20 protein-coding genes are annotated in these 23,156 nt (G+C 64.0%); 6 read left to right on the forward strand and 14 right to left on the reverse strand.

What is annotated here, in order from left to right; all coding sequences use genetic code 11:
• Position 1: 1 nt before the first annotated feature.
• The 6 genes from F8N80_RS15860 to F8N80_RS15885 are packed head-to-tail and all read right to left on the reverse strand — an operon-like array spanning position 2 to position 5,374.
• A complete protein-coding gene (locus F8N80_RS15860; RefSeq protein ID WP_150744794.1) occupies positions 2–754 on the reverse strand; it encodes an enoyl-CoA hydratase family protein in 753 nt (250 codons plus the stop codon).
• A complete protein-coding gene (locus F8N80_RS15865; protein WP_150784244.1) occupies positions 751–1,863 on the reverse strand; it encodes an NAD(P)H-dependent flavin oxidoreductase in 1,113 nt (370 codons plus the stop codon). The genes F8N80_RS15860 and F8N80_RS15865 overlap by 4 nt, the downstream gene beginning before the upstream one ends.
• Positions 1,860–2,768 carry an enoyl-CoA hydratase gene (locus F8N80_RS15870; protein WP_150744792.1) on the reverse strand — a complete coding sequence of 303 codons (909 nt, stop codon included), beginning with the start codon at positions 2,766–2,768 and terminating at the stop codon, positions 1,860–1,862. The genes F8N80_RS15865 and F8N80_RS15870 overlap by 4 nt, the downstream gene beginning before the upstream one ends.
• A gap of 16 nt (positions 2,769–2,784) precedes the next feature.
• Positions 2,785–3,582, reverse strand: a complete 798-nt coding sequence (locus F8N80_RS15875; RefSeq protein WP_150784245.1) for a CoA-transferase subunit beta — start codon at positions 3,580–3,582, stop codon at positions 2,785–2,787.
• Between the two features lie 12 nt (positions 3,583–3,594).
• The gene (locus F8N80_RS15880) at positions 3,595–4,470 is read right to left on the reverse strand and encodes a CoA transferase subunit A (protein WP_150744849.1); all 876 of its coding nucleotides are present in this window, start codon (positions 4,468–4,470) and stop codon (positions 3,595–3,597) included.
• 13 nt (positions 4,471–4,483) lie between these two features.
• Entirely contained in the window at positions 4,484–5,374 is an 891-nt protein-coding gene (locus F8N80_RS15885) for a VOC family protein (RefSeq protein WP_150784246.1), read from the reverse strand.
• A gap of 790 nt (positions 5,375–6,164) precedes the next feature.
• Between F8N80_RS15885 and F8N80_RS15900 the strand changes: the two genes are divergently transcribed.
• Positions 6,165–7,337 carry an acyl-CoA dehydrogenase family protein gene (locus F8N80_RS15900; protein WP_150784247.1) on the forward strand — a complete coding sequence of 391 codons (1,173 nt, stop codon included), beginning with the start codon at positions 6,165–6,167 and terminating at the stop codon, positions 7,335–7,337.
• Positions 7,334–8,527, forward strand: coding sequence for an acyl-CoA dehydrogenase family protein (locus tag F8N80_RS15905; RefSeq protein WP_150744788.1), 1,194 nt, complete (start codon positions 7,334–7,336; stop codon positions 8,525–8,527). The genes F8N80_RS15900 and F8N80_RS15905 overlap by 4 nt, the downstream gene beginning before the upstream one ends.
• A gap of 163 nt (positions 8,528–8,690) precedes the next feature.
• Here F8N80_RS15905 and F8N80_RS15915 read toward each other — a convergent pair whose 3' ends face one another.
• From F8N80_RS15915 to F8N80_RS15925, 3 genes are read right to left on the reverse strand one after another with little or no spacing between them, the layout of a single operon-like run.
• The gene (locus F8N80_RS15915; RefSeq protein WP_150744787.1) at positions 8,691–9,326 is read right to left on the reverse strand and encodes a nuclear transport factor 2 family protein; all 636 of its coding nucleotides are present in this window, start codon (positions 9,324–9,326) and stop codon (positions 8,691–8,693) included.
• Positions 9,326–10,099 carry an SDR family NAD(P)-dependent oxidoreductase gene (locus tag F8N80_RS15920; protein WP_150744786.1) on the reverse strand — a complete coding sequence of 258 codons (774 nt, stop codon included), beginning with the start codon at positions 10,097–10,099 and terminating at the stop codon, positions 9,326–9,328. Before F8N80_RS15920 ends, F8N80_RS15915 begins: the two co-directional genes overlap by 1 nt.
• Before the next feature lie 14 nt (positions 10,100–10,113).
• Complete coding sequence (locus tag F8N80_RS15925) at positions 10,114–10,848, reverse strand: SDR family NAD(P)-dependent oxidoreductase (RefSeq protein WP_150744785.1); 735 nt, start codon at positions 10,846–10,848, stop codon at positions 10,114–10,116.
• Between the two features lie 261 nt (positions 10,849–11,109).
• Here F8N80_RS15925 and F8N80_RS15930 point away from each other — a divergent pair, with 261 nt between their 5' ends.
• Entirely contained in the window at positions 11,110–11,943 is an 834-nt protein-coding gene (locus F8N80_RS15930) for an alpha/beta fold hydrolase (protein ID WP_150744784.1), read from the forward strand.
• Between the two features lie 244 nt (positions 11,944–12,187).
• On the opposite strand, the gene F8N80_RS15935 is transcribed toward F8N80_RS15930, so the two are convergent.
• From F8N80_RS15935 to F8N80_RS15955, 5 genes are all read right to left on the reverse strand, one after another.
• A complete protein-coding gene (locus F8N80_RS15935) occupies positions 12,188–13,420 on the reverse strand; it encodes an NADH:flavin oxidoreductase (RefSeq protein WP_150744783.1) in 1,233 nt (410 codons plus the stop codon).
• Positions 13,421–13,493: 73 nt separating this feature from the next.
• Positions 13,494–15,140, reverse strand: coding sequence for a DUF1302 domain-containing protein (locus F8N80_RS15940; protein ID WP_150784248.1), 1,647 nt, complete (start codon positions 15,138–15,140; stop codon positions 13,494–13,496).
• 92 nt (positions 15,141–15,232) lie between these two features.
• A complete protein-coding gene (locus F8N80_RS15945) occupies positions 15,233–16,849 on the reverse strand; it encodes a FadD3 family acyl-CoA ligase (protein ID WP_150744781.1) in 1,617 nt (538 codons plus the stop codon).
• A gap of 20 nt (positions 16,850–16,869) precedes the next feature.
• A complete protein-coding gene (locus F8N80_RS15950; protein WP_150744780.1) occupies positions 16,870–17,892 on the reverse strand; it encodes a ferredoxin--NADP reductase in 1,023 nt (340 codons plus the stop codon).
• Positions 17,893–17,970: 78 nt separating this feature from the next.
• The gene (locus F8N80_RS15955; RefSeq protein WP_150744779.1) at positions 17,971–19,158 is read right to left on the reverse strand and encodes an acyl-CoA dehydrogenase family protein; all 1,188 of its coding nucleotides are present in this window, start codon (positions 19,156–19,158) and stop codon (positions 17,971–17,973) included.
• A gap of 1,379 nt (positions 19,159–20,537) precedes the next feature.
• Between F8N80_RS15955 and F8N80_RS15960 the strand changes: the two genes are divergently transcribed.
• From F8N80_RS15960 to F8N80_RS15970, 3 genes are all read left to right on the forward strand, one after another.
• A complete protein-coding gene (locus F8N80_RS15960; RefSeq protein WP_150784249.1) occupies positions 20,538–21,311 on the forward strand; it encodes a glucose 1-dehydrogenase in 774 nt (257 codons plus the stop codon).
• Between the two features lie 75 nt (positions 21,312–21,386).
• Entirely contained in the window at positions 21,387–22,178 is a 792-nt protein-coding gene (locus F8N80_RS15965; RefSeq protein WP_150744777.1) for a fumarylacetoacetate hydrolase family protein, read from the forward strand.
• Between the two features lie 47 nt (positions 22,179–22,225).
• Positions 22,226–23,152 carry an acetaldehyde dehydrogenase (acetylating) gene (locus F8N80_RS15970; RefSeq protein ID WP_150744776.1) on the forward strand — a complete coding sequence of 309 codons (927 nt, stop codon included), beginning with the start codon at positions 22,226–22,228 and terminating at the stop codon, positions 23,150–23,152.
• The last annotated feature ends 4 nt before the right edge of the window (positions 23,153–23,156 follow it).

The raw sequence follows: 23,156 nt of genomic DNA on the forward strand, positions 1-23,156 counted from the left end.
CTCAGAACTTGGCGTCGCGTTTTTCGACGAAGGCCCGGCGCGTTTCCGCGGAGTCCGGGCTGCTGTAGGCCTGCATGGTGAAGCCCTGCTCCCAGCGGTATTTGTCTTCCAGGTTGCCGTCTTCGATTCCGTTCAACGCTTCTTTTGCGATGCGGATCATGCCCGGGCTCTTCTCGGCGATTTTCGCCGCGATACCCAGGGCGGTTTCGCGCAGTTGGTCCTTGCTGACGATGCGCTCGATAAAGCCGTATTGCAGGGCTTCGGGAGCACTAATGCTGTCGCCGGTAAAGAACAGGTAACGGACTTTTTGTACCGGGAACAGACGCTGCAAGTGCGCACCGCCACCCATGGCGCCACGGTCGACTTCCGGCAACGCGAAGGTCGCGCAGTCGGAGGCGACGACGATGTCCGCCGCCCCGGTAATGCCGATGCCGCCGCCCAGGACAAAACCATGGACCGCGACAATCACCGGCACCGGGTTACGGTGCACCGCCTTGAAAGTGGCGTAGTTACCGGCGTTGACCTCGACGATCCGCTCTGGATACTTGTCCAGCTCCTTGATGTCGACGCCGGCGCAAAAGCCCCGGCCTTCGGCGCGGATCACGATCACCCGCACGTCGGGGTTGGCCCCAAGGGCTTCGATCTGCCGCGCCAGGGCTTGCCATTCCTGGCTGTCGAGGGCGTTGACCGGTGGTTTGGCGATCACCAGTTCAGCGATCCCCTGGTTGAGTTGTGTCGTAAATGCCTGGTTCACAGGGGTTCTCCAATACTGGCGGGACGGTTCGAGGGGAGGGTCTGGCTACGGGCCAGGAGTGCGTCCAGGCATTGCTGGGCCTCGCTGGCGATGCCTTCGATGACTTCACGACAACTGAGCAACTCGCCGATGGCCGCCGCGACCTGGCCGCTGGGCAGAATGCCCTCGTCCGGGGCGCCATCGACCATCGAGCGCTGCAACAGCACCGGCTGGTTGGCGGCCATCACCACTTGCGACAGCTGCGACGGGTCTTCACGCAACGCACGGATAAAGACTGAAGCCATGTGCCCCAGGCTCATGCCGGTCTGCTGCTTCCACTGCCAGGCGCTGCCCAGGGCGATGCGCAGGCGGCCAAGCGGACCGGCCTTCTCCAGATGATTGACAAAACGGTTTTCGATCATGCGGTGGCGCATGCCATCCACCGCCGTGGTCACGCGCACCTGCTGCGGATCGTTGACCTTCAGGTAGCGCTCCAGCGTCGCGACCGGGGTCGGCGATTCGCGGGTCATCAGGAACCGCGTGCCCATGGCGATGCCGGCGCCACCGGCGGCCAGCACCGAGGCCAGGCCACGGCCGGTGGCGAATCCGCCGGCCGCAATCACCGGTACCTTCACCGCCGCCAGCACCTGGGGCAGCAGGATCGAGCTGGGCACGCCGCCGGTATGGCCGCCGCCCTCGCCGCCCTGAATGGTGATCAGGTCGGCGCCCAGTTCCACAGCCTTCAACGCATGCTTGAGTGCGCCCACGGTGGGAATGCACAGCACCTTGGCCGCCTTGAAACGTGCGATGGTCTGTTTGTCCGGGCCGCGTCCGTAGCTCACGGCACGCAGGCGGTACTGGATCGCCAGGTCAACGCACTGCGCGGCGTTGTCCTGGAACATATGGAAGTTGAGCCCGAAGTTGCTGCCACCGGTGGCGTCGATCACCTTGCGGATTTCGCCTTCCAGCTCATCGGCCGCGATGGTCGCCCCGGCCAGGAAACCGAAGCCCCCGGCCTGGGTAGTGGCGATCACCAGGTTGGCGTCGGCCACCCACCCCATGGCGGTTTGCACAATCGGGTAGCGGCAACCGAGGGCCTCGGTCAGTGGCGTCTCCAGCCAGCGGTTCATTGGCTCTTGTCCTCTGCCTGCTTGTTGGCCCGGGCCATGCCCTTGGCGTCGAAGCCGCCCAGTTTGTCGCCGGACAACAACTCGTTATGGGCATGGGCGAAATGGTGCCAGGCGAACACCGCATCCATCGCCGTGCGCTTGCCTTGCAGGTCCTCGACGTGGTTGATCGCCTGTTTGGTCAGGGCCAGGCCCATGCGCGGCTGGCGGGCGATGCCGGCGGCCAGGGCATAGGTGGCCTGCTCCAGCTCCTCGCGGGGCACCATGCGGTTGACCATGCCCACTTGCCAGGCACGGGTGGCGCTCATGCGGTCACCGGTGAATAGAAATTCCTTGGCGATACGCGGGTTCATTTCATAGGGGTGGGCAAAATACTCCACCCCCGGAATGCCCATGCGCACCACCGGATCCTGGAAGAACGCGTCGTCGCTGGCGACGATCAGATCGCAGACCCAGGCCAGCATCAGCCCACCCGCAATGCACGCACCCTGGACCATGGCGATGGTCGGTTTGGGCAGCTCGCGCCAGCGCCGGCACATGCCCAGATAGACCTCCTGCTCGCGGGCATAGAGTTGCTCGCCCCCGGGCTTGTTGGTGTGGTCCCACCACAGGTGCGCACGCTCGAACGGCTTGTCGATATCACGTCCCGGCGTGCCGATATCGTGGCCTGCCGAAAAATGCTTGCCGTTGCCCCGCAGGACGATGACCTTGACGTTGTCGTCGTTCACCGCCTGGCGAAAGGCGGCGTCCAGGGCGTAGGTCATCTGCGAGTTTTGCGCGTTGTTGAAGGTCGGCCGGTTCAGCGTCAACGTGGCAATACCCTCGGCCACGCTGTACAGCACCGGTGTGTCTGTTTCGTAGACGGCTTTGTCCTCGCGGACGACGAATTCACTCTCGCTGCTGTGCATGTTCACTGTCCTCGCCTCAGGCCGTACGAATGCCGGGCGGGTTGCCCTTGATCGCTGTGGCGCGGTAATCGTGGGGATCGAGTCGTCGGATCAGGGCCAACTGCTCTTGGGTTGGGTGCACGGTCTCGTGCAACTGCGCCGACTTGAGCAACGGGAAGCCGGTGTTGTCCTGGACCTGTTCGAAACTCACCCCGGGGTGCAACGAGCGCACCTGCACCGCACGCTCCGGGCCATTGAAATCGAGGACGCACAGGTCGCTGACCACGCAATGGATGTCCATCAAGTCGCGGCGCGCACCTTCGGGCCAGCGTTCGGCCTTGAAGCCGACACCGGAGACCATGTCCACTTCGCCGCTGACGAACACCCGGTTGTTATGGCTGGGCACGAAGAACGAGTTGAGGTGGTTGATACTGTTGCCCGGCAGGCCGCGCACGCCAAGAATCGCAGTCCTGGGCTTTTGATAATCGCCGACGCAAGACAGGTTGGTCTGGCCCCAACGGTCGATCTGGGTCGGCCCGATCATCGCGTGGCGGCGTCCGCCCCACACGCATTCGAACACCCGCTCGAACGACATGTAGCCGGAGTAACGCGGCACGTAGTCGCCACGCGGGCCTAGCGGGATCGGCTCTTCGACCAGGAACGCTTCGCTGTCGGTCATCAACAGTTCAGGGCTGTGGGTCAGTTTGGCCAGGCTGGCACCCAGGCGCGGGATCACGCCAAGGCCCGAGGCAATCACTTCACCATTGCCGCGCCAGGCTTCGGAGGCGGCGACGATCATCAGTTCAGCGAGGGTAAAATCACAGGTTGCAGACATAGTCGCTAATCCTCAGAACACGGGAAGGGGCAAGGCGCCCATGGAGTCGGCACCGCCGTTCTGTGCCTGATAGGCCTGCTCGCCACCGGCGATGTAGGTCTGCACATAGTCCTGCCAGCCGTTTTCCGCCTGGCTGCTGGCGACATAGCCCTTGAGGTGCTTCATGTCCCAGCCGTAGTCGGGGGCGCAGAGCGTCGGGTGCGCGCCGAGGGGCGCATGCACCACGCCTTTCACCAGGTAACGCTCGAAGGTGTTGAAACGGGCCATGTCGGCGCTCAGCTCCAGACGATCTTCCAGGCGTTCACACGAGACAAAGCACTGGTCGGCGGCACGGGCGAACAGGTGATCGAAATACGGGTCCGGCCCGGTCACCAGGCAGTTGCCCAGGCGGTCGGCGACGTTGACGTGCAGGAACGCAACGTCGAGGTTGAGCGCCGGCATCGCCAGCAGCACCTCGCCATCGGCATAGGGCGACTGGATGGTCTTGAGTTCCGGGTTCAGGCGCGTCACATCGGTGGCCAGGCCGCAACGGGTCGGCAGGAACGGCAGGCGCATGCCGGCGGCGCGCAGGCCCCACTGGAACATGCCTTCGTCCAGTTCCATCAATTCCAGTTCGCCCGCTTCGCGAGCCTTGCGGTAGTAGGGTTCCAGCGGAATGGCATCGAGGGTGGCGAAGCCGAACACCAGCTTCTTGACCTTGCCGGCGGCGCACAGCATGCCCACTTCCGGACCGCCGTAGGCGACCACGGTCAGGTCCTTGACCGGTGAACGGAGGATCTCGCGCACGATGGCCATCGGCTTGCGCCGCGGGCCCCAGCCGCCGAAACCGATGGTCATGCCATCGCGTAATTGAGCGACCGCATCGGCCGCTGTCAGTTGTTTGTTCATCATGACAATTTCCTTAGCGTTGGCCGACCGAAAAGTCGTGCCCCCAAATGCTCACGCGGGTGAACTCGAACGCCGAATGCTCGGCCCAGTCGACTTGCAGCCCGCCAAAGCCGTATTCGATATCGAAACCGGACGGCGTCTTCATGTAGAAGCTGGTCATGCGGTCGTTGAGGTGCTGGCCGAGGGTCGCCGAGAGGCTCACGTCATGGGCCAGCAGACGGTCATGGCCACGCCCCACTTCAGTCATCGAATCCACCTCGACCATCACGTGCACGCAACCTGACGGCACCGGGTACTCGGCCAGTGCCAGGCTGTGGTGACGAGCGTTCTGGCAATGCAGGAAGTGAATGCGGATCGGCGCCACCGACGGGTCGGGACGGAAGTTGAAAATGTCCGACAGCTCGAAGCCCAGCACGTCCTTGGCGAATGCCAGGGTGGCGTCGAAGTTCGGCGCCGGCAGCACGGTGTGGCCCAGGCCCATGTCGCCGGTGATGAAACGCGGCACACCCTGAGGCGAAACAAACGGCAGGCAATCGGAGCGATGGCCCCAGCTCAGTTCATGGCAGTTGCCCGACGGGTCGGTAAGCTTGACCAGCGCCTGCACGCCGCGCTGGTCGATCTCGGCGGCAGTGCCCGGCTGCCATTCGATACCGGCAGCGCTCAGGTGCTCAAGGGCGGCCTTGAACGCCGTCTCGTTGGCCAGCTCCCAGCCGGAGGCCAGGTAACGCGCCTCGCTGCCTTCGACGATCAGCATGCGAAACGGGCGTTCGTCCATTTTCACGTACAAGCCACCGCCCGGCGCCGGGTGCACTTGCATGCCCAGCACGTCTTCGGCGTAACGCTGCCAATGGCTGAGGTTTTCGATCTGCGAGACGAAATAGCTCAAACCGCGAATGTCGATCATGCCTGGGTCCTCGTTGGCTGGATGGGCTTCGTGGCGAGCATTGTGCAAAGCGCCGCCCGCCCCTTCATCGTCCGTTGAGACTAAGCACGGTGTGGCTCTTTGTAGGAGCCAGGCTTGCCGGCGAAGAACGATGACGCGGTGCAACAGCTACACCGCAGCGCTTGGTTCGCCGGCAAGCCTGGCTCCTACAGGCGAAGAACGATGACGCGGTATGACAGAGACACCGCGGCGCCCGGTTCGCCTGTAGGAGCGAGGCTTGCCCGCGAAGAACGATAACGCGGTGCAACAGGTACACCGCAGCGCTGGTTCGCCGGCAAGCCTGGCTCCTACAGGCGAAGAACGATGACGCGGTATGACAGAGACACCGCGGCGCCCGGTTCGCCTGTAGGAGCGAGGCTTGCCCGCGAAGAACGATAACGCGGTGCAACAGGTACACCGCGGCGCTTGGTTCGCCTGTAGGAGCGAGGCTTGCCCGCGAAGAACGATAACGCGGTGCAACAGGTACACCGCAGCGCTTGGTTCGCCTGTAGGAGCGAGGCTTGCCCGCGAAGAACGGTAACGCGGTGCAACAGGTACACCGCAGCGCTTGGTTCGCCGGCAAGCCTGGCTCCTACAGGCGAAGAACGGTAACGCGGTGCAACAGATACACCGCGGCGCTTGGTTCGCCGGCAAGCCTGGCTCCTACAGGCGAAGAACGAAGACGCGATCTCCCTAGTCCGTTTTAATGATTCGAACACCGCCCCCACAGCTCCAGACTGGCGCATCCATCCGCTTTACAGAGACAGCCCCCATGGAGTTCGCTTTTACCGAAGAACACCTGATGATTCGCGACAGCGCCGAGCGCTTTCTCGCCCAGGCCAGCGACTCGCATGCCGTGCGCGCCGCCATGAACCACCCGGACGCGCATGACCCCGAGGTCTGGCAGCGGATCGGCCAGGAACTGTACTGGCCGGCGCTGATGGTGCCCGAGCGCTTTGGCGGCATGGGCCTGGGGTTTGTCGAACTGGCGATCCTGCTGGAACAAAGCGGTCGCTACCTGCTCGGTTCACCGCTGTTCGCCACGGCATGCCTGGCCACCCCGGCCCTGTTGCTGGGGCACAACGAGGCCGTGCAGGAACACTGGCTGGGGGCGATTGCCGCCGGTGAAACCCGCGCCACACTTGCCTTCGCCAGTGTGGCCGGGCTGGAGGCTTGCAGTGTGCAAACCGTGGCCGAACCGCGCCCGGGAGGCTGGACGCTTGACGGCGAGTACGCCCAAGTCATCGACGGTGCCTCGGCCGACCTGCTGATCGTCGCCGCCCGTGCCCCCGGTTCCGAGGGCGAACAAGGCATCAGCCTGTTCGTCTTGCCGGGCAATACGCCGGGCGTGATGCGCAACCCCCTGGCAACGCTGGACCAGACCCGTCGCCTGGCACGCATTGAACTGCGTCAGGTGCCGGTCAGCGAGGCGCAACGACTGTGTGGCCCCGAGCACGGCTGGGCGGTGCTGCGTGACACCCTGTTGATCGCGGCCATTGGCCTTGCCGCCGAGCAGACTGGCGGCGCGCAACAGGCCCTGGACCTGACCCTGGCGTACATTGCCGAACGCCGCCAGTTCAAACGCACCATTGCCAGTTTCCAGGCGATCAAGCACCGCTGCGCCGACATGATGCTGCAAGTCGAATGCGCCCGATCAGCGGCCTACTACGCCGCCTGCGTCGCCCAGGAACGCCTGGACCCGAACGGCGATTGCGCGGTGGTCCAGGAGCTTGAACAGGCCGCCGCCACCGCGAAGATCCATGCCAGCGAGGCGTTTTTCCACTGCGCCGCCGAGTCGATCCAACTGCATGGCGGCGTCGGTTTCACCTGGGAATACGATCCACACCTGTACTTCAAACGTGCCCGCGCCGGCGAGCAGCTATTGGGCAGCCCGGCATTGCACCGCGAGCGCCTGGCCGCACATCTATTGGGAGAACAACCATGAAAATCGGTTTCAGTCGTGCAGACGAAGTGTTCCGCGAAGACATCGCCCAATGGATGACCGAGCACCTGAGCGGCGAATTTGCGCCCTTGCGCTTTCGCGGCGGACCGGGGGATGAGCACAGCTTTCCTGAAGAGCGCAAAGCCTGGGAGCGCACGCTGGCCGCAGGTGCCTGGATCGGCGTCGGCTGGGCCAAAGAACACGGCGGACGGGGACTGTCCATCAGCCAGCAGGTCATCTTCCATGAGGAATATGCCCGCGCCGGTGGCCCCGGGCGCATGGGCCACATCGGCGAAGGCCTGGTCGGCCCGACACTCGCCGCCTTTGGTACCCCGGCCCAGCAGCAGCGCCTGTTGCCCGGCATCCTCGATGGAAGCCAGTTCTGGTGCCAGGGCTACTCGGAACCGGGCGCAGGTTCGGACCTGGCCAACGTCCAGACCCGGGCGAAACTGGATGCCACGGGTGAGCATTGGCTGATCAGCGGGCAGAAGGTCTGGACCTCCCTGGCCCACGAGGCCGACTGGTGTTTCGTGCTGGCGCGCACCGAGCCGGGCAGCCAAGGGCATCACGGTTTGTCGTTCCTGCTGGTGCCGATGGCCCAGGACACCATCCGCGTGCAACCGATCCAGCAACTGACCGGCACCAGTGAGTTCAACGAGGTGTTCTTCGACCAGACCCTTACCCATGCCGACAACCTGATCGGCCAACCGGGCGACGGCTGGAAGATTGCCATGGCGCTGCTGGGTTTCGAGCGTGGCGTGTCCACGCTGGGCCAGCAGATGCAGTTCCACAACGAACTCGATGAAATCATCCGCATCGCCCGCGCCAACGGCGCCGCACGCGACCCATTGCTGCGCCAGCGCATCGCCCAGGCCTGGGCCGGGCTCAAGGTGTTGCGCTACAACTCCCTGCGCATGCTCTCGGGCCCGCAAGACGGCAACCTGGGGCGCGAAGCGATGATCTACAAGCTGGCCTGGTCCACCTGGCACAGCGACCTGGGCAAACTGGCCATGGACGTGCTGGGCGACGCCGGAGAAATCCTCGACGCCGCGCCCTACCAGCTCAGCCGCCTGCAGTCACTGTTCCTGTTCACCCGCTCCGACACCATCTACGGCGGCAGCAACGAAATCCAGCGCAACGTCATTGCCGAGCGGGCGCTGGGCATGCCTCGGGAACCACGGGTGAACGGGTGATCTGAACACAACAAAAATCCCCTGTGGGAGCGGGCTTGCTCGCGAAGGCGTCAGTACAGTCAATATTGATGTTGACTGTACTGACGCCTTCGCGAGCAAGCCCGCTCCCACATTGGTTTGATGTTGCACCTGAGGCGGCAATCCTGCACCGGCCGCCCTGTTTTCAGCGCACGCGAATCTTCGGGTCGCCCGCCCCGCGGCGCAGGGTCTTGAGGAAGCCTTCCAGCGGCGCTGGTTCGGCGATCTGCGGCAAGGCGTCTTTATCCGGACGTTGTGCCCAAAACGCATCCCAGGACGGGAACAGCTCGTGGAAGGTACCGGCGTACGGCTCGCGCCCTGGCCAGCGCATTTTCAGGCCGCCGATCGGTGGCTTGTTCAAGTCGGTCGCGTACCAGTAGCACGGCAAGCGACGACGGAAGCACCAGCGTCCGTCGATCCGCTCGTAGTCGTCCCAGTACAGCATCTGCATGATCACCCACTCCGGCCCGGTCTCATGCTCATTCTTCGAATAGACCACGCCTGTGGCGTGATCGGCATCGCTGAACTCGATGATGTGTTGCCCCAGGTGATGGGAGGTGCCATGGAACTGCTTGCGCATGGTTTCGTCCAGCCACGCCTTGAGGTGCGCGCGACCGCTCTTGTCGCGGCCCACGCGCACGTCCGGGGCGAAGCAGTTGGCCATGGCATCCATGTCCCGCATGTCCAGGGCCAGGGCGTACTTGCCGGCCAGTTGGCGGATCGCGTCCAGCGACTCCAGTCGGTCGATGCGCTCGAGCAATACGTTCGTGTCCTGGTTCATCATTCGAGCACCACGTACAGGTCCGAGCCGCGCCCGCCGTCCACCGCCAGGCTGGCGCCGGTGACATAGGAAGCCTCGTCGCTGGCCAGGAACAGAATGGCGTTGGCCAATTCCACCGGCAGGCCGACCCGTTTCATCGGGATCACTTTTTCAGTGTTGGTGCGGGCCTTGGCGTCGCCGAGCATGCCGGCGGTGGCCGGGGTGTCGACCACGCCGGGAATGATCACGTTGCAGCGGACATTGTGCGGTGCGCCTTCGCTGGCCGCCGCCCGGCTGAAGTTGATCACCGCCGCCTTGGCCGCCGAGTAACCGGCCATCCACGCCGTGCCGAACAGGCCGCAGATCGACGCGATGTTGACGATCGAACCGCCACCCTGCGCTTTCATCAACTGCATCGCGGTGCGGGTGCCCCAGAAGGTGCCGTCCACGGTGGTGGTGAAGTTGGCGTGCCAGTCGGCGGTGGTCATCGTGTCGATGCCGCCCCAGGTATAGGCCATCGCATTGTTGACCAGAATGTCCAGGCGCCCGTGACGTTGCGCGGTGGCTTGCAGCGCGCCGACGTAGGCCTGTTCATCGCTGACATCGGCCACGGCAATTTCGGCCTGCCCGCCCAGGGCCTGGATTTTTTCCTGCACGCCTTGCAGTGGCTCGATGCGTCGCCCGCACAGCACCACCGTGGCGCCCTCTTCGGCGAATCGCAGGGCGGTGGCTTCACCGATGCCGGAACCGGCGCCGGTGACGAAGGCGATTTTTCCTTGTAAACGCTTGCTCATGGGTGACTCCCTGATCAGATAAAGGCCATGCCGCCGTTGACGGCGATGTTCTGCCCGGTCATGAAACTGGCGTCTTCGCTAGCCAGGAACACGGCGACTTTGGCGATCTCGTCGGTCTCGCACAGGCGACCCAAAGGTACGTTTTTCAGCAGGGTCAGCATGTAGTCGTCAGGGATGCCGGCCATCATCGGCGTGTTGGTCGGTCCCGGCACCAGGGTGTTGACGCGTATGCCGCTGGCCGCCAGTTCACGGGCGATCGAGCGGGTCAGGCCCATCACCCCGGCTTTCGAGGCGCAGTAGTGGCTAGGTCCTTCGCCGTTCAGCGCGGCGGTGCTGGAGAGGTTGATGATCGCGCCCTTGCGGCCACCCTTGATCATCAGCCTGGCGCCTTCACGGCAGCACAGGAACGTGCCGCCCAGGTTCACGCCGATCACTCGCGCCCAGCTCTCGTCCGAGGTGTCGAGGAAGCTGTCCAGCCCGCCCACGCCAGCGTTGTTGACCAGGATGTCGAGGCCGCCGAAGTGCTGCTCGGCCTGGCCCATGGCGTCGGCCACGGAGGCGCCGTCACCGACGTTGCAGGCCAGGGCCAATACCTGGTCGCCCAGGTCTGCCAGGCTCTCGGCCAGGGCCGCCTGATTCAGATCGACTGCCACCACCTTGGCGCCTTCGGCGACAAAACCACGCACGATGGCCTGGCCCATGCCTTGCCCTGCGCCGGTCACAAAGGCGACTTTATTGAGTAACTTCATCAGCAATCTCCGAATGTGCAAATACGCTGCAGCCCGCTGCCCTTGCAGTGGAGCCGTCACCTGCATGATTAGCGGCAAGTGCCTTGGCACACATCGTCCGATGGGACTATCGCCGCGTGGTCTGAACGGACGATGTGAATAACGCCGCCAGGGCCGAGCATTCGCAGGGTGCGCACCACGCCAGGCGCTGTGTTCCCCTTCAATTCGCTGCATCGCCTGGCGCGGCTGTGCTTCATGAATCCGCAGACAATGGAGAACCCCATGAACCAACCCGTAGACCTGCCCCTGCCCGTCGGCCATTACGCGACCCTGCCCAACGGCCTGCGCCTGCACTATCTGGATGAGGGCGCAGGCCCCGTCGTGCTGTGGCTGCACGGCAGCGGGCCGGGCGCCAGTGGCTTCAGCAACTTCAAGGGTAACTACCCGCAGCTCGTCGCCGCGGGCTATCGCAACCTCGTGCTCGACCTCCCGGGTTTTGGCCGCTCGGACAAACCCGAAGACGTGCAGTACAACCTGGATTTCTTCGTCGACTGCGTGGCGGCACTCCTGGAGGCCGTCGGTGTGCGGCGTTGCACGCTGCTGGGTAACTCGCTGGGCGGCGCGATCGCCCTGGGTCTGGCCCTGCGTCTGCCGCAGCTGCCCCAGAGCCTGATCCTGCTGGCACCGGGCGGTGTCGAGGAGCGGGAAACCTACTTCCAGATGGAAGGCATCGTGCGCATGGTCAGCCTGTTCAACGCAGGCCCCATCGGCATGGAGGAGATGCGCAGCATGATGCGCCTGCAGCTGTTCGATGACTCGATCCTGCCGGAAAGCCTGCTGCAGGAACGCGTGGCGGTGGCGGTGACCCAGCCGAAGAATCTGTTCAGCACGATGATGGTGCCGAACATGGAAGCGCGCCTGGGTGAGATCCAGTGCCCGATCCTTGGCTTCTGGGGCACCAACGATCTCTTCAACCCGATCAGTGGCGCCCAACGCATCATCGACGGTGCGCCGAATGCCCGGTTCATCGTGCTCAACCGTTGCGGGCATTGGGTCCAGGTGGAACACCGCGAGCTGTTCAACCGCAGCTGCATCGACTTCCTGCAGAACGGCTGATCCGGGCGACGCGGTGTATCTGCTGCACCGCGTTATCGTTGTTTGTCTGACTGTCACACCGTGTCATCATTTTCGCCTGTAGGAGCGAGCGGTGCGGCGATCCGACTTGCCCGCGAACCAATCGCTGCGGTGTATCTGTCACACCGCGTTATCGTTCTTCGCCGGCAAGCCTGGCTCCTACAGGGAGCCGGGCGCCACGGTGTATCTGTCACACCGCGGCGCCCGGTTCGCGGGCAGGGGTTGCCTAGCGATCTGCCGCCTGCTGGCTGTTCAACACGGCATCGCCGGGCTGGCCCAGCACGCAGGAGGTGCCGCCGGGGGTGTACATCATCGCCACGCAGCGGTTGCAGGCGGTGCAGATCGAGTCGCGGCTGGCGCCACTGGCGAGTTTGTCTACGTAGTCATTCTCGGCCAGCAACACCCGGCCCATGGCGACCAGGTCGAAACCCTCGGCCATGATCTTTTCGATGCTCGCCAGGCTCTTGGCGCCGCCCAGATAAGCCAGTGGCATTTTCACCGCCGCACGCACCTTGCGCGCATGTTCCAGCAAATACAGCTCACGGAATTCCACCGTCGGCTCTTTGCGGCGCTGGATGGCCATGGCCAGGGCGATGATCTTGTTCTTCTGTTGCACGCGGTTTTCCTTGGGGAAGGAAGAGCCGAACATGGTGGTGATCGACTCGGCGTTCATCCCGGCGCTGAGCACCAGCAGGTGCGCACCCTCCTCTTCCAGCATGCGGGCGATCTGCGCCCCGTCTTCGGCACTGTTACCGGCGCGCACGCCTTCAGTGACGCTGTATTTGCAGATCACTGCCATGTCCTTGCCGACCGCCTCCAGCACCGCACGCAGCACCCGGCGCGGAAAGCGCAGACGGTTTTCCAGGCTGCCGCCGTACTGGTCGCGGCGCTTGTTGTACATCGGCGAAATAAACTGGCTGAGCAGGTAGCCGTGACCCATGTGGATTTCCACGGCATCGAAACCCGCCTGGCGTGCCAGGCGTGCGCCTTGCGCAAACTCGCGCACCACTTGCTGCATGTCCGCTTCGTTCATCGCCTGCTTGAGGAACATGCCACTCATCAGGCCGATCTTGTTGAAGCCGCCGCTGGCTGACAGCGGACGTTTGGTCGAGCGTTCGCGAATGAAGGTAAAGCAGCCGCCGTGGGTGATCTGCGCGCTGGCCAGGCCACCGGCCTGGTGCACGCCGTCGGTCAGGGCCTTGAAGTGCGGCAGGCTGGATTGGGTGAAGGTCAACTGGTTGGGCAAGGTGCGGCCATCGCTGCTCACCGCGCAATAGGCCACGGTGGTCATGGCGGTGCCGCCAGCGACCAGGGCCGAGTGCAGCTTCACCAGTTGTTTGGATGGCACGCCCTGGGCACTCATGCCCTCGTTGGTGGCGGACTTGATAAACCGGTTTTTCAGGGTCAGTGGGCCGATCGCGATAGGGCTGAACGGTGATGGGGTCGGACGAGGGTTCATGACAGGCCTCTCTTTGTTGTTATCAGGCTACAAATGAAGGCTGCGTCGCCATCTCGCGACGCAGCCATGATCATCAGAAGGTGTACTTGGCGTTGAGGGACAGGTAATCGCGGTCAGCCAGCAGTCGGCCCTGGGCGACATCCGGTGAGCTCAGGTAGGCGACATAGGTCATGCCGATCTGGAAGTTGCCCAGGTACTTGAAATCGCCACCCACGGTCAGGCGCTTTTCGTCACGGCCCAGGCCCTGATAGGCGCTGCCGTCGACGTTCTGCGTCCACACCACTTTGGTGCTCAGGTCCAGTCCCGTGGCGATGGACGGGTAATCCATGTAGGCGCCAATGCCCAGCAGGGTCGAACCGCGGGTCTGGGTCTTCGACTCGAACGTGTCGAAGGTGCCGTCCACGCCGGCCCCGCCGCCAGTGATCGTCAGGCTGTCCACCCCATCGATGTGTTGATGCACCACTTCACCCATGAAGGTGGTCTGATGGGCGAGCAGGCTTGGGCCCAGGATGTACATGGCGTTGAGGTTGCCTTGCCAGATCTGCCCGGTGGTCGGCGCGCCGTTGTTCAGGTAGACCGAGGCGCCATCGCGGTAGCTCAGGTCACCGGCGTACTGCACCGAGTCGCCGACCTTGGAGGTGAAACTGATGCCCGTCAGCTTGACGTCTTCGAAGTAGCCCAGGCGATAGGACGGCGCGGTGCCGTCATGACCGATGCCCTTGAGCGACGAGTATTGGGTGGTGCCGGTGAAGTCGAAGAACATCGAGCCGATGCGCTCGTTATAGCGGTAATGGAACAGCCCCACTTCGGTGTTCTCGGTGATCCGGTAGCGTGCGCCAAGCCCCCATTGGCCGCTGTCGCTGGCATCTTTTTCACCGGCATAACCGACTGCCAGGCCGTTGGGCAGGCGGTCGACCGCACCGCTGCCCAGGCGATAGAACTCGGCGCCGGGACCGAACGTATCGCTGCCGAAGTAGTCGCCCACAGGGTTGAGCTGGGTCTTTTCCCACTCGTACTGGTAGTAGCCCACCAGCGCCAGGTTTTCATTCAGCGACCACGATCCGGACACCTGCCCCACCGGCAGGTACGAGTCCTTGGCCTCGGTACCCGGCACGTTGAACTTGGTGGCGTCCACCGGGGCCTGGCCCTGGCTGATGTTCGGCCAGAACAGGCTCTCGCCCCAGGCCACCAGGTGCCGCCCGGCCTTGAGCGACAGGTACTGGGTTTCGCCGACATCGAAGTTGCCATACACGTACGCGTCGAGCAGGCGCGCCATGCTGCCACTGAGCCTGCGGGTTTCGTCGCTGAAGCCATCGTTGTGGCCGACCTTGTTCACCGTCTGCGGCGAGTCGTTGGCGTTTTTCTGGTTGTAGACATCGTCGTAGAACTGACTGCCGCGCAGCACCGCACCGAGGTTGTCGTGCTTGAGCTGCAATTCGCCGAACAGGCTCAGGCGATTGTTGATCAACGAGCCGCGCTTGAAGTTGCGCGTGCCGTCGTCGTTGTTCGGGTCGTTGAGGTATTGACTGGCCTGCTTGGCGGTACGCATGGAGGCGGTGTAGTTGACCGTCAGCGACGAATCCAGGGTAGTGTTTTCCCCCAGTTCGATGGTCGGTGCGGCGCCGGCTGTGGCACTGGCGATGGTGATGGCCGTTGCCAACAGGCAGCGGCTACCGGTCAGGTTCCCCGAATGGCGCGCGACAGTGTTTCGCGTAAACATGCTCCTCTCCTTTTGTTGTTTTTTCTTGTGTCGCCACAGCATGAAAAAAGCCGGAACCGCGCACATCGTCCGTTTGGTGAGATGGCTGTGCGTCATGCCTGAACGCTGTTGGCCACCACCGCCCGCAATTCGTTCTTGGCCACCTTGCTCGACGGGTTGAGTGGCAAGGCGCTGAAGAAACGCACCTGGCGCGGCACCTTGTAATTGGCCATTTGCTCACGGCTCCAGGCGATCAGTTGCGCCTCGTCAAGTGCTTCACCGTCGCGCAGCACCACGCAGGCACATCCGACCTCGCCCATGCGTTCATCGGCGATGCCGATTACCGCCACCTGGGCAATTGCCGGGTGCCTGATCAGCGCTGCTTCGATTTCCGCCGGGTAGCAGTTGAAACCGCCGACGATGAACATGTCCTTCAGGCGGTCGGTGATGATCAGGTTGCCCGCCTCGTCCAGGCGCCCGACATCGCCGGTGTGCAGCCAGCCTTCGGCATCGATCGCTTCGCGGGTCGCTTCGGGGTTCTGGAAATAGCCCTGCATGATGTGAAAGCCACGCAGGCAGATCTCACCGGTAAGCCCGGCGTCCAGCGCCTGGTTGTCCGGGTCGCGGATGCTCACTTCGGTGCCGGCGATCGGCCGTCCGCTGGTGCCGGCGATGACCTGCGCCGAGTCCTGGGGATCGCAGATGGTCGCCAGCCCGCCGCACTCGGTCAGGCCGTAGGCGGTGGTCACCACGGCAAATCCCAACTCGTTGCGCATGCGCTCGATCAGGCTCGGCGGGATGCTCGCCGAACCGGTCACCGCGATGCGCAGGCTCGACAGGTCGGTCTGCTTGAGCCGCGGATGGGCCAGCAGCGAGAGGTACAGGGTCGGCGCGCCGGGCAGTATGCTGATGCGCTCACGGGCGATGCGCTGGAACACTTGTTCGGCGTCGAACACCGCGTGGGGCAGGATGGTCGCCCCGCCGATCAGGCAGGTCAGCCAACCGGCCTTGTAGCCAAAGGCATGGAAGAACGGGTTGACGATCAGGTAGCGGTCGCCCGGCACCAGGCCGATGACCTTGACGTATTCGGTGAAGGCCCGCAGGTTCTGCCCATGGCCGCTCATCACACCCTTGGGTTTGCCAGTGGTGCCGGAGGTGAACAGCAGGTCGCACATGGCTTCGGGGCCGACGGCCAATGCACGCTGTGTGGCGCTGTCGGCATCGATGGTCGCCGCGCCATGCAGAAATTGGGCAAGGGTCAGGTCCGACGACAGCCCAGGCGTGTCACCTTCGAAAACCACCAGGTGTTCGAGGCTCGCCGGCCGATGGGGCGCGAGCAGTGCCGGGTAGTCGACGTCGAGAAAACGCTGCTGGATAAACAACAACCGGCAGCCGCTGCGCTCCAGTACATCGGCGGCCTCAAGGCCCTTCATGCGGGTATTGATCGGCACCAGCACCGCACCGGCGCATTGAATGCCCAGCGCCGCGAAGATCCAGTCACCGCTGTTCGGCGCCCAGACACCGACCCGGTCGCCGGCCTGAATGCCCAGCGCCATCAAGCCCCGGGCAAAGCCCATGACCCGTTCTGGCAGCTCGGCGTAATCAATGCACTGTCCGTTGTCTTCGATGGCCGTGCGGCCGGCAAAACGTTCGGCGCTTTGGAACACCAACCGGGCAACGGTGGTGGGCACTTCGCTTAGCGGTGGGGATAGCTTCAGGCTCTGGTTCATCGTAGGCTCGGTGATCTGCATCATTCGGGAAAACGGATACGCAAGTGGGCGCTGGTTGGCACAGCCTGGCAGGCAAGGATCCAGCCTTCGGCCAGTTCACCGCTGTCCAGCGCATCGTTGTGCAGCAGTTCGATGTCGCCACTTTCCAACGTGCACATGCACGAGGCGCAGCCACCCACTCGGCAGGCGCTGGGTGGATTCAGGCCGGCACGCTCCATCGCTGCCAACACGGTTTCGCCGCTGTCGCAGGCCAGATTGTGTTCCTCGCCATCCAGGCGCACCGATAACTGCGCAGCCATCGCCGCTTCACTGCTGGCCGCCAGCGGCAATTCGCCTTCGCCGGGCAGCGAGACAAAGCGTTCGACATGGACCCGGCCGCCGGGCAGGCCCAGGCTTTTCAGCGCGCTGACCGCTGCGTCCATGAACGGCCCTGGGCCACAGATAAAGGCCCGGGCGTCGATAAACGGGCGCGCCAGCTCAGCCAATTGCTCGACGCTCGGAATGCCCTGCACCGAATCGAGCCAGTGGACAATCTGCAGACGTTGCGGATGCGCGCTGGCCAGGGCCCTGAGTTCGTCGCGAAAGATCACCGAGGCTTCATCGCGGTTGGCGTAGATCAACAGAATCCTGCCGTGGCCGGCCAATAGCGCCGAACGCAGGATTGAAAGCACCGGCGTCACGCCGCTGCCCCCGCCGAACAGCAGCAGGTCGTCGTCCAGACTGCGCGGCACAAACACCCCGGCAGGCGGCAGCACCTCCAGGGTTTGACCGGCCTGCAACTCGCCGCAGAGCCAGTTCGAGGCCCGGCCGTCACGCACGCGCTTGACCGTCACCCGCAGCGGTTCGCCCAGCAACGGCGTGCTCGACAACGAATAACAGCGCGGCAACCAGCCGTCCTCGAAAGGCACTCGCAAGGTCAGGAACTGGCCGGGTTGATAACGAAAGTGTTCGCTCAAATGCTCCGGCACGTCGAACACCAGGGAACGCGCATCGGCGGTTTCCTCGATCACTCGCGCCACGCGCAGGGCAAGATAATTGTTCATAGCTCAGGTACTCATGACCACCTGCCCGCGCATCACGGGCAGGTGTAAACCCAGGGGTATCGAAACGGCACCATGGCCTCAGACGTAGGGGTCCGGGTTGGGCAGGCCCAGCATCACCGCGCCGTAGCTGCGCCCGTAGGCCAGGTAGTTGTTGGCGATGTGCCCGCGCGCCTGATGCAGGTCGCGGAACAGCCGCGCCACCGGGTTGGTGTTGTACAAGCCAGAGGCGGCCATGCTGCGCAGCAGGTCGTCGACCCGTTCGGCGCAGATATTGGTCACGTAGGCTGACTGGTAGCGGTACAGCAGGCGAGTCTCGGTGTCCGGGTATTCGCCGGCACGGGCCAGGCTCATCAGGTGCTCGTAGTTGCGCTCCAGCACCAGGCGCAGGCTGTCGACGGTGATCATCGCTTCGGCAATTGCGGTTTGCGCCACCGGATCGTCAGCGGTACGGGCGCCGTGCTTGCCGATGTGCTTGGCGGCGTTGTCGCGGAACTCGTTGATCGCGCCTTGCAGGGCGCCGATGGCCGAGGTCGAGACCGCGCGCGAGAACACCTGGGCGAAAGGAATCGCGTAGATCGGGTTGGTATTGACCAGGCGCCCGGGCGTCGCTTCGAGGGTCCAGTTATTGGTGCGTTGCACGCGATGGGACGGGACGAACACATCCTCGACCACGATGTCATGACTGCCGGTGCCGCGCAGGCCCAGCACATCCCAGTTACGCTCGATCTGATACTCGCGACGCGGCAGCAGGAAGGTGCCGTGCTCGGCGGCCAGTTCGCCATCGGGAGGCAGGATGCCACCCAAAAACACCCATTGGCAGTGCTCGCTGCCGCTGGAGAAACCCCAGCGCCCGCTGATCCGGTAACCGCCCTCCACCACCGTGACCTTGGCCGCCGGCATATAAGTCGAGCTGATCAAGGTGCTGTGGTCATCGGCCCAGACTTCACGCTGTGCTTCGATCGGATAACGTGCCAGCTGCCAGGGGTGAACCCCCATCACGCCGTAGATCCAGGCGGTGGACATGCAACCCTCGGCGAGGATGGTCTGGATTTCGAAGAAGGTTCGCGGGTCCACTTCATAACCACCGAACTCCTTTGGCTGCAAGGCCCGCAGCAAACCGGCGGCCTGCAACTCGACGATGCTCTCCACCGGCACCTTCTGATCCTTGTCGGCCTGCGCCGTGCGCGCCTTGAGTGCCGGCACCAGGCTGCGTGCACGTTCCAGCAGATCACGTTCGTCCTGGGTCTTTTCTCGCATGCTGTGCATCACTCAATTCTCCCGATCTCACTGCGCCACTGCGCGAGTTGTGGTGGATCATCGGGTCGAGCGAGCAATCATTCATCGTCAAAGCGGACTAGGGGGTGCCCGGTTCGCCTGTAGGAGCGAGGCTTGCCCGCGAAGAACGATAACGCGGTGCATCAGGTACACCGCAGCGCCTGGTTCGCCTGTAGGAGCGAGGCTTGCCCGCGAAGAACGATAACGCGGTGCAACAGATAAACCGCGGTGCCCGGTTCGCCGGCAAGCCTGGCTCCTACGGGCGAAGAACGATAACGCGGTGCAACAGATAAACCGCGGTGCCCGGTTCGCCGGCAAGCCTGGCTCCTACAGGCGAAGAACGATAACGCGGTGCATCAGGTACACCGCAGCGCCTGGTTCGCCGGCAAGCCTGGCTCCTACGGGCGAAGAACGATAACGCGGTGCAACAGGTACACCGCAGCGCCTGGTTCGCCGGCAAGCCTGGCTCCTACGGGCGAAGAACGATAACGCGGTGCAACAGGTACACCGCAGCGCCTGGTTCGCCGGCAAGCCTGGCTCCTACGGGCGAAGAACGATAACGCGGTGCAACAGGTACACCGCAGCGCCTGGTTCGCCGGCAAGCCTGGCTCCTACGGGCGAAGAACGATAACGCGGTGCAACAGGTACACCGCAGCGCCTGGTTCGCCGGCAAGCCTGGCTCCTACGGGCGAAGAACGATAACGCGGTGCAACAGATAAACCGCGGTGCCTGGTTCGCCTGTAGGAGCGAGGCTTGCCCGCGAAGAACGATAACGCGGTGCAACAGATAAACCGCGGTGCCCGGTTCGCCGGCAAGCCTGGCTCCTACGGGCGAAGAACGATAACGCGGTGCAACAGATAAACCGCGGTGCCCGGTTCGCCGGCAAGCCTGGCTCCTACAGGCGAAGAACGATAACGCGGTGCATCAGGTACACCGCAGCGCCTGGTTCGCCGGCAAGCCTGGCTCCTACGGGCGAAGAACGATAACGCGGTGCAACAGGTACACCGCAGCGCCTGGTTCGCCGGCAAGCCTGGCTCCTACGGGCGAAGAACGATAACGCGGTGCAACAGATAAACCGCGGTGCCTGGTTCGCCTGTAGGAGCGAGGCTTGCCCGCGAAGAACGATAACGCGGTGCAACAGATAAACCGCGGTGCCCGGTTCGCCGGCAAGCCTGGCTCCTACGGGCGAAGAACGATAACGCGGTGCAACAGGTACACCGCAGCGCCTGGTTCGCCGGCAAGCCTGGCTCCTACGGGCGTAGAACGATGACGCGGTATCACCGCGGCGCTAGTCCATTGAGACGATGCTGGCGGCAGCCGTGGCGGCGATATTAAATCCATCGACAATCGACCCCACGGAGCAAGGGCCCATGAGTATTTTGCAGCGTTTCCAGATGCACGGCAGCGTCGCCATCGTCACCGGCAGCGGCCGGGGTATCGGTCGGGCGATTGCCCTGGCGTATGCCGAAGCCGGCGCCGATGTAGTGTGCTCGGCACGTTCGCTGGAAGAAGTAGAGGCCGTGGCCGAAGAAGTTCGCGGCCTGGGCCGGCGCGCCCTGGCCTTCGCCTGTGACGTCAACGATGCCGAGCAACGCCAGGCACTGGTGCGCCACAGCGTTGAGCAAATGGGCCGCATCACGCATCTGGTCAACAACGTCGGCGGCGGCGGGCCCAACGACCCGCTGGCCATGACACCGGAGCAGTTCGCCCAGGTGCTGAACTTCAACGTCGCCACCAGCTACGCCTTCTGCCAGTTGTGCGTGCCCCTGATGCGCGAGGCCGGTGGCGGCAACATCATCAATATCAGCTCGGTGGCGGCGCGCTATGCCCAGCGCCATTTCAGCGCCTACGGCACGGCCAAGGCCGCCCTCAGCCATCTGACCCGCTTGCTGGCCCAGGACTTCGCGCCGCAGATCCGGGTCAACGCCGTCGCCCCCGGCCCCACCCTGACCGAAGCGCTGAACGGCGTGATGCCCGCCGCCATGCGCGAAGTCATGGAAGCCAACACCCCGCTCAAATGCCTGGGCACCCCGCAAGACATCGCCGCTGCCGCGCTGTACCTGGCCAGCCCCGCTTCGGCCTGGGTGACCGGCAAGATCATTGATGTCGATGGCGGTGCCGACTCGTCGGTCTGGCCCGGCTGACCAACTCCTTTGGGCCTGCCCCTGATGACATTGGGGCAGGCCTTTTTTTCTTTCCATTCATCTGGAGCCCTCACCATGGACACCCATTTGATCAACGCGCTCGGTGACGAGCTGTTCAACGCCCTGCGCAGTCGCCAGACGCTGGCCCCCCTGACCCGTCGTTATCCGCAGATCACCCTGGAGCAGGCCTACCGGATTTCCCTGCACTTCCTGCAACGCCGCGAAGCCCTCGGCGAGCGAGTGATCGGCAAGAAAATCGGGGTTACCAGCCGCGCCGTGCAGGAGATGCTCGATGTCCACCAACCGGACTTCGGGTTCCTCACCGACGCCATGCAGGTCGAGGATGGCAGCGATGTCAGCCTGGCCCGCCATAACCTGATCCAGCCACGGGCCGAAGGTGAAATCGCCTTTATCCTCGGCGAGGACTTGCAGGGCCCGGGCATCAGTGCCGAGGACGTGCTGGCCGCCAGCCAATGGGTCGTGCCGTGCTTCGAGATCGTCGATTCGCGGATCGACGACTGGCAGATCCGCATCCAGGACACCGTGGCCGACAACGCTTCGTGTGGCGTGTTCGCCCTCGGTACCCAGCGCATCGACCCGCGTTCACTGGACCTGGCCGCCGTGCACATGCAACTGCTGAAAAACGGCGAACCGGCAGGCTCGGGCCTGGGCTCGGCGGTGCAAGGCCATCCCTGTGCGGCCGTGGCCTGGCTGGCCAATACCCTGGGCGAGCTGGGCATCCCGTTCCGCCGTGGCGAGATCATTCTTTCCGGTGCCCTGGCGCCGCTGGTGCCCGTGGTCGCCGGCGACCGCATCAGCCTGTCCATGAGCGGGCTGGGCGAAACCAGCCTGCGCTTTGTCCCTTGACCACTCTTCACTTCACTTCTCTCTCCCCCCCCAAGGAGCCAAAGAACATGAGCAAAAAGATCAAATGCGCGCTGATCGGGCCGGGCAACATCGGCACCGACCTGCTGTACAAACTGATGCGCAGCGAGGTGCTGGAACCGGTATGGATGGTGGGCATCGACGCCACCTCCGAAGGTCTGGCACGGGCTCGCGAGCTGGGCCTGAAAACCACCGCCGATGGCGTTGACGGCCTGCTGCCCCATGTCCTCGAAGACCAGATCCAGATCGCCTTCGACGCCACCTCGGCCTACGTGCACGCGCAGAACTCGCGCAAGCTCAATGCCCTGGGCGTGTTGATGATCGACCTGACCCCGGCGGCCATCGGCCCGTATTGCGTGCCGCCCGTCAACCTCAAGGCGCAACTGGGCCTGGGCGTGATGAACGTCAACATGGTCACCTGCGGCGGCCAGGCCACCATTCCACTGGTGGCGGCGGTGTCCAGTGTGCAGCCGGTGGAATACGCCGAAATCATTGCCACCGCCGCTTCCAAATCGGTCGGCCCCGGCACCCGGAAAAACATCGACGAATTCACCCGCACCACCGCCAGCGCAGTGGAAAAGGTCGGCGGCGCGAAGAAGGGCAAGGCGATCATCATCATCAACCCCGCCGAGCCGCCGCTGATCATGCGCGACACCGTGCATTGCCTGACCGCCAGCGAACCCGACCAGCCGGCGATCACCGCCGCCATCTTGGCCATGATCGAGCAAGTGCAGCGCTACGTACCCGGCTACAAGCTGGTCAACGGCCCGGTGTTCGACGGCAACCGGGTGTCGATCTTCATGGAAGTCGAAGGCCTGGGCGACTACTTGCCCAAGTACGCCGGCAACCTCGACATCATGACCGCCGCCGCGGCGCGCACCGCCGAGATGTTCGCCGAGGAAATCCTCAAGGGTGAGCTGGTGCTGCAAGCCACCGCCCAAACCGCCCACGCATAAGGAG

Source organism: Pseudomonas fluorescens, from assembly GCF_902497995.1.
GTDB lineage: Bacteria > Pseudomonadota > Gammaproteobacteria > Pseudomonadales > Pseudomonadaceae > Aquipseudomonas > Aquipseudomonas fluorescens_BK.